7 protein-coding genes and 3 pseudogenes are annotated in these 6,543 nt (G+C 36.6%); all 10 read left to right on the forward strand.

Annotated features, from left to right (window positions below):
* Positions 1-800: pseudogene (locus tag HMPREF2955_RS16935) on the forward strand (hypothetical protein); the annotation flags it as partial.
* Entirely contained in the window at positions 800-1,351 is a 552-nt protein-coding gene (locus HMPREF2955_RS12875) for a hypothetical protein (RefSeq protein WP_139145564.1), read from the forward strand. The pseudogene HMPREF2955_RS16935 and the gene HMPREF2955_RS12875, both read left to right, overlap by 1 nt.
* Positions 1,350-1,480, forward strand: a pseudogene (locus tag HMPREF2955_RS15960) (RHS repeat domain-containing protein); the annotation flags it as partial. The gene HMPREF2955_RS12875 and the pseudogene HMPREF2955_RS15960, both read left to right, overlap by 2 nt.
* Positions 1,481-1,613: 133 nt before the next feature.
* Positions 1,614-1,904: a hypothetical protein gene (locus HMPREF2955_RS16940; protein ID WP_246830151.1), complete on the forward strand. Its 291-nt coding sequence runs from the start codon at positions 1,614-1,616 to the stop codon at positions 1,902-1,904.
* The gene (locus HMPREF2955_RS12880; protein WP_246830152.1) at positions 1,870-2,457 is read left to right on the forward strand and encodes a hypothetical protein; all 588 of its coding nucleotides are present in this window, start codon (positions 1,870-1,872) and stop codon (positions 2,455-2,457) included. Before HMPREF2955_RS16940 ends, HMPREF2955_RS12880 begins: the two co-directional genes overlap by 35 nt.
* Positions 2,458-2,590: 133 nt before the next feature.
* Complete coding sequence (locus HMPREF2955_RS16945) at positions 2,591-2,776, forward strand: hypothetical protein (RefSeq protein WP_070723854.1); 186 nt, start codon at positions 2,591-2,593, stop codon at positions 2,774-2,776.
* Positions 2,777-3,852: 1,076 nt separating this feature from the next.
* Entirely contained in the window at positions 3,853-4,437 is a 585-nt protein-coding gene (locus tag HMPREF2955_RS16665; RefSeq protein ID WP_371326394.1) for a M91 family zinc metallopeptidase, read from the forward strand.
* Between the two features lie 744 nt (positions 4,438-5,181).
* Positions 5,182-5,658: a hypothetical protein gene (locus HMPREF2955_RS12915; protein WP_070723858.1), complete on the forward strand. Its 477-nt coding sequence runs from the start codon at positions 5,182-5,184 to the stop codon at positions 5,656-5,658.
* 62 nt (positions 5,659-5,720) lie between these two features.
* Positions 5,721-6,140 (forward strand): hypothetical protein, encoded by a 420-nt coding sequence (locus tag HMPREF2955_RS12920; protein WP_070723859.1) that lies wholly within the window; start codon positions 5,721-5,723, stop codon positions 6,138-6,140.
* Between the two features lie 57 nt (positions 6,141-6,197).
* A pseudogene (locus HMPREF2955_RS15365) lies at positions 6,198-6,543 on the forward strand (RHS repeat-associated core domain-containing protein); the annotation flags it as partial.

Below are 6,543 nucleotides of genomic sequence, written 5' to 3' on the forward strand. Positions count from 1 at the left end.
TAACGAGTCTGTGGTATGGGGTGGATCCGTTGGCAGAAAGGTATGTCGCAACGGGAGGATACGTGTATACGCTCGATAATCCAGTGAGGTTGATAGATCAAGATGGAAGAAAATTGGAAGGTGCAACAAAGAATGATGCTGCAAAGATGCTCGAAGATATTAATGTAGTTTTCAAGGCTGAAAAACTTGCTGATTTTAGAAGATTAATAAGTAGATCAGGGAAACATGCGACAGGAAAGGATTTCAACAAAATTGATCCTGTTGCATATTCAAACTATATTGCAAATAATTCTGAATTATCAAACGATGATAAGGCACTGATGGATATTCTTGTAAACTCTATTAATTCTGATGATTTTACTTACAAATTTCAGTATGTATCAGAAAATGATGAATTGCCAGATAAGAGCATGCTAGCTCCCCAATTGGTTGAGGCAATAGAAAGTACTGGCCATACAGTACTTACTAAACTCCTTGGTGGTTCTCAAACTAAGCAAACTAAAAAGGGGTCCTATTCGCTTGTTGTCGAAGATGATAGATCTCCAAGAGATTATTACAATAATCTAGGTGAACAAGTGCCCAATCCATTAGGAAGAGTCTTATATGTATTTCATGAGGTTTTCGGACATGGCAGATCGTTGTCTTTGGGAAGAGGTAGTGATAATCAGCATGGCGATGCAATTCGATTGGAGAATTTAGTGTTGAGGGTCGCTGGATTTAGTAATATACAAAGAAATGGCGAAGACCATGGTCCTAAAACAAAAATTCCAAATAACAGTCAATTACCAGATTATAGATAATGAAATATATTATTGTTACTTTAATAAGCATTTGTAGCTGTTTTAGCACTTTTGCGCAAGCACAAAAATATTTAGAAATGGCGAGAATAGATAGTATAAGCATCAAAAGAGCCTATCTTTTGTCTCAGCAAATCTTAGGACATGATTTAAATTCAGATTCGATTTTTGTCTTCTCAATCAAAGATAATATTATACTTGGAAGAAAAAGAGATTCTTCTTGTCTAATATATCATTTTAAGGAAGTCTTTAATTTTGGCTTACAAAAAGAAGAGTATGTCTTGCAGAGAACCCAAGAAGTAAATTACAATAAGAATTGTAAAGCCATTTTTGAAAGCAAATATAAATGTAACTCTTTTGTATATTCACAGTCAGATCCAACTATTCGAAAAAAAGCTCATTGGGATTCAGAATATCTATACTTTATGGTTTCTCTAAAAGGGAAGAAATATAAGGAATTTAATCTTCCTATATCCTATACCTCTAAAATAAAAAGAAAAAACTTTCCATTGGATCAAAGAACTCTAGATTATTTATTATATTTATTGTATTGAGAAGATGCCGTGCAAGTTCAACGGCAAGGAGTTTGATGAGGAAACGGGACTGCACTACTATGGGGCGAGGTATATGAACCCTGTAACGGGTCCGTGGTATGGGTGGATCCGTTGGCAGAGAAGTATGTATCCAAGGAAAGGCCGACTTGAATGCTGTCTTTCCTGACGGAACAACGCGTCGTACTGCGGCTACCTTCGAGTTTAATAGTGGACCATATGGTAATGGCCTACCCCTAACAACTCCTATGATGCGTTTGGTGCTGTGCCAACAAATGAGGCAGGAATGCTAAACAATGGGTATACAGGATGGAAAGTTCTTTTGCCTAATTACAATGGACGATCGGGGCTTAGAGTACATCCAGATACCAATTCACCTGGTACAAAGGGCTGTATTGGTATTGTCGGTTGTTATGAAGAATTGAAAAGTCTTGGTAACTTCTTTAATAAATATATTGGTTCTAGTGGGGAAAATAGAATGATTTTTAATTTTAATATCAAAGGCAATACGAATTATGGCAATGAAGGTAAAGCTAATTCTCGTCTTGCTCAATAGCTTATTTACTATACAAACTTGTATTAGGCAAGAAACGAAAGAAAGGAAAAAGATATATGTTGCTGAACACATTAAGAAGGAAGTTCCTATACCATTAGACACATCTGTTAATGGCATAATACTAGACGATACCGTTTCTCTAAATAACATTTTAGGGAAAAGACTTCCCGTCATAGATGTTAGTGATTATGGAGAATGCACAGTGTGCAGCAATATTGATGAATCAGAATATCTAATTCTTTGCATAAACTATGGAGGATATATAAATCAGTATGATAGATTCGTTGTCGTACCTTCCCATTCAATAACTCAATCTAGAAGAATACAACAGACTTCATTTAAAAAATTCTGTTCAGGGCTAGGTGCATATATTGGCTGTGATATGAAAGAAATAGAAAAACAAATGATGATGATGAAAAAGGTACAATATAAAACAGCAGAAGGTGTAGAGATTGTTTATAGCCAGTCTCTTCCCGATTGGCCATATCATTGCGAATACCATTTTGTGAATAATCGTCTTACTCGATATGAATTTGATTATCGTGATCCCTAAGAAACTATATGGCAAGACAAAATGAAACACTGTCACGTCTGGTCAGAAAGTTTACGCCGCCCGCATGATGCAGATAGAAGGGTAGCGCGAGGAGTCTTACAAGTCGCTTGGTACACCTCCCTATGTTCCTACAATGACGGGTGAAACGGCCGATCCCGACAACACCGGTTATGGCTATGAAGGTAATGATACCTATAAAAATAAACATGGGGATAATATTCCTCTTTATACTCCTGAGTTACCTAATGATACACCAAAAACGGCTGTTGCTGTAGAACAGCATCAAAAGCATGAACAAAAGAAGTCTAACAAAGAATAATAGTTTGTTTTATCAATGGAGAAATATTTGTTGTTTATTATCACAATGACGTGTTCCATAGGTTGTAGCTCATTCTGCAATGAGCCCACTGTCAAGATTCTACACTCTATGGAAAAGGATACCCTACTGAAATCCTTTGGCATTTCGTATGTTGATTTAAAAGGATACAAGATAATCCATATTAATAAAAGAACAAGTTGTGTTTTACAGCCGCTTGTGACATCGGATAAGGGAGAAACAAATTACTTTCGACTAAAATTGAACAAAGATAAGAATACTGTCTATTTGATAGACAGCATTTTGTCTGTCGGAGATATTCTGTACAATTCGAGAACCACAGGGATTATTTTTGGTTCATCCGTTAAATGGATAGATTTGTACATTTATTAAGATTTAGGGAGCACCTTCTTAAAACACAGCTTGGTAGACTTCAACTAACTGAGTATAATACATTGTATATAAATAACACACAATGCCATTTTCCTTAATAGCTTATAAACATTAAAAAGCCATATCTACGCATTTAACGGAAGAACCTTATTTTTCCCATTATTAAATATCAAAATGAAGATGATTTTTCGACAACAGGAGAAATTCGCTATTTTAATACAGACAAGTTGTTATCATATTGTATAGAGAATAATCTCGAAAATTCAGAGGCTGTTTGTTTTGACAATAGTGGATTGTTTTGTTTGTACATGAGTGCAGACACTTTGTTCGCATACAATATTTCCACAAAAGAAAAGAAGTCGATTTTCACTTTTGATAATCCAATGATGTATTCTGTAGAACTAAAATTAAAGAATAACATACTCACATTAATATATTATTCTAACTTTGTAGAAGACTTCTCTGACCTTAATTCAGCAAAAGTTATAAACTTTGATTATCAGGAGTAGTGAAACCTTTAATAAACAATGACAAGACAAGCTGGTAAACCTACAATGTTGCTGGTGAGCGTGTCGTCAGGAATCACGGCTACCTTGTGGCGTGTACGCCATACCGTCTATACCAAGCTCGGCAACGGCATGGAAACGACCTACACCTACGACAAACAGCGTGAACGTCTGCAGGCGATGAACCTTACGGCGGACGGTAGGGCTGTGATGGAAAACAAGTACCAATACGATGCTGTGGATAATATCTTAGGCATTGTCAATGCCGTAGACCCGACACAGGCCAATAATGGTAATAGCAGCAAAGCGAACCTCGGCGGTGCTTTCAACCACACTTATGCCTACGACGACCTTAACCGTCTGATAAAGGCAAACGGAATGGCGAAGGGTGCGAAGTATGAAATGACGATGACCTTCGGACGGATGAGCGAACCGCTCACCAAGGTGCAGAAGGTGGACTCCTCAAAAACCGCGCAGTCTTACGACTTCACCTATAAGTACGAGGACAGCAACCATCCCACCGCTCCCACGCAGATGCATGAACTTATCCACAGTCTCAGATATATGGAAGGTATATCCACTTCGGAAAAAGAGGATTACAAATATACTGACGGAACATATCTTGTTACAGAAAAGAAACAGTCTGTAGAGGAGTTGCAAACCATAGGGTTGGGTCGGTATAGGAATAAGTATAAATACACAGAAAACATGTTGCGTAGAGAACATCATTTTCAACAGCGCTTATCACATATCTCAGATGATTAAATTTTTTCTAGCTATTCTATTTGTTGTTGTGACAGGGGGGTGCACCTCTCCCTTGTCTAAATTTAAGTGTGTCTATGACGTGTATGGTGATAGTACTGTTTATTATGAAATAATAATCAATGGAGACTATCTAAGGACTACTAAATATAAACATGTTTTACTGTCCAGCTTCGACAATTTAAAAAAGACGTGGCACACTCCGGTAGATAGTGTCTTTGAGAAAAAAGATAGTGTATTTCTAAATCGAGAATTACAGGATTCACTGATTTTTCATATAGAAAATGCAGTAAGGAATGAAAAAAGAATTACTTCTTACATCTCTACCAATACATCTAAAATAACGATGACTTGGAATAAACGAACTTATGAACTCCAATATCATAACATGAAACAACGTGGCTTGATTTCATTTCTAAAAAAGCACTCTCCTATTCACATAAAATGACCGATTTAAAATATGTTTGTCGAGACATGAGTATTGGAAAACTGCATTTGGTTATGAAATATATACTTCTGCATGGGATATCGGAAATATTGTTGCTGCCAAAAATGGTATTCCATGGAGGGACGCATGAATTACCTTTGATGTATATCAAGGTGGAGCAGGAGGTATTTCTACTCAGAATGCTGAATATTATGGTTGGAGTCAAACTTATACCCACATAAATTTTATAACATAGGAGTCTAATTTAAGAAATTCTGTAATTATTTTGTAGAAAGGGGATGGGCTAAATTTAAGAACTTATGGTAAAGAAAAGGTATGTTGTATTTGTGATATTCTTTTTGATGGTAATTTTGTCTGTCATAGTACGGTGTCGTCGTCATTCTGGTGTATATGCTTATCACTGTAAAGAAATAGATTTCACTTTTCAAGTCTTAGAGAAGGATACATGTGATGTCTTGGTTTTAGGAGATGGTGGTGATTCCATCTTTTACCAGGCACCATATAATGGTGGGTATTTGGGTATAGATTTTTTCTTATCTGTTGATTCTAATATTATATATTTAAGTCCTTATTTTCCTGTTATATATAATAAGGTTGAAAAGAAATATAAGATGCAATCAATAAAATCAACTTTTGAAGATGAAACTCCTTGTGCACCATATGTTAATGATAAATATTGGAATTTTAGTGGAGGTTGTGATCAAGGAAGATACACATTTAGTGTAAGTTGTGGTAAAAAAAGATATGGCTTTATCGAACCCTTAGAATGGAACTGATATCCTGATGCTGAAAAGATTAGACAAATCGACAAATGGTGGAACGCATATTAAAGAATAAAATGAAGAAAATATATTCTATTTGCATTTTTATGATGTTGCCTTTCTTAATGTCATGTAACGAAAATCATGATTTCTCACTTGATGAGAGCCGGCAACTTTTGATTGTACATAACTTCTTGCATATGGAAATAGAGTCTGACTGTCTAGATCCTAGCGAAAGTCATCTGTTCTTCATCACAAAGAAAAATGATTTTGACACTAGAAGTTGTGATACAATAAACTTTAAAAACGTATCATCTACATTGTCCGTGGAGGAAATGAACAGTAATGGTATTACTAAAAACCTTCGGAGAATTAAGTTTCGTCCCAATACAAGATATGTTGTAATCCATTCAGGAATGGGAGCTCAGGTGTATATCAAGGAATATTTCTGGGCAGATTCAAAGGGAAAATTAAGAAGAACTCGAAATCCAAAGTAGTGCTTTGTACAAAGAGGTAAATAAGCATGTGTAGTAAAGTAACGATTAAGTAGTACCTACCATGCAGCAGGACAAATAGTTCGCCTTTCGGGCAATAAACAGGGGCATGAAAGCGTTGTTATTGACAGGATAGGTTATGACAAGGACGGCCATACCGTCTATACCAAGCTGGGTAACGGCACGGAAACGACCTACACCTACGACAAACAGTGCGAACGTCTGCAGGCGATGAACCTTACGGCGGACGGTAGGGCTGTGATGGAAAACAAGTACCAATACGATGCTGTGGATAATATCTTAGGCATTGTCAATGCCGTAGACCCGACACTGGCCGATAATGGCAATAGCAATAAGGCGAAACTCGGTGGCGCTTTCAACCACACTTATGCCTACGACGACCTTA

This window comes from Prevotella sp. HMSC073D09 (assembly GCF_001814145.1).
GTDB classification, from domain to species: domain Bacteria; phylum Bacteroidota; class Bacteroidia; order Bacteroidales; family Bacteroidaceae; genus Prevotella; species Prevotella conceptionensis.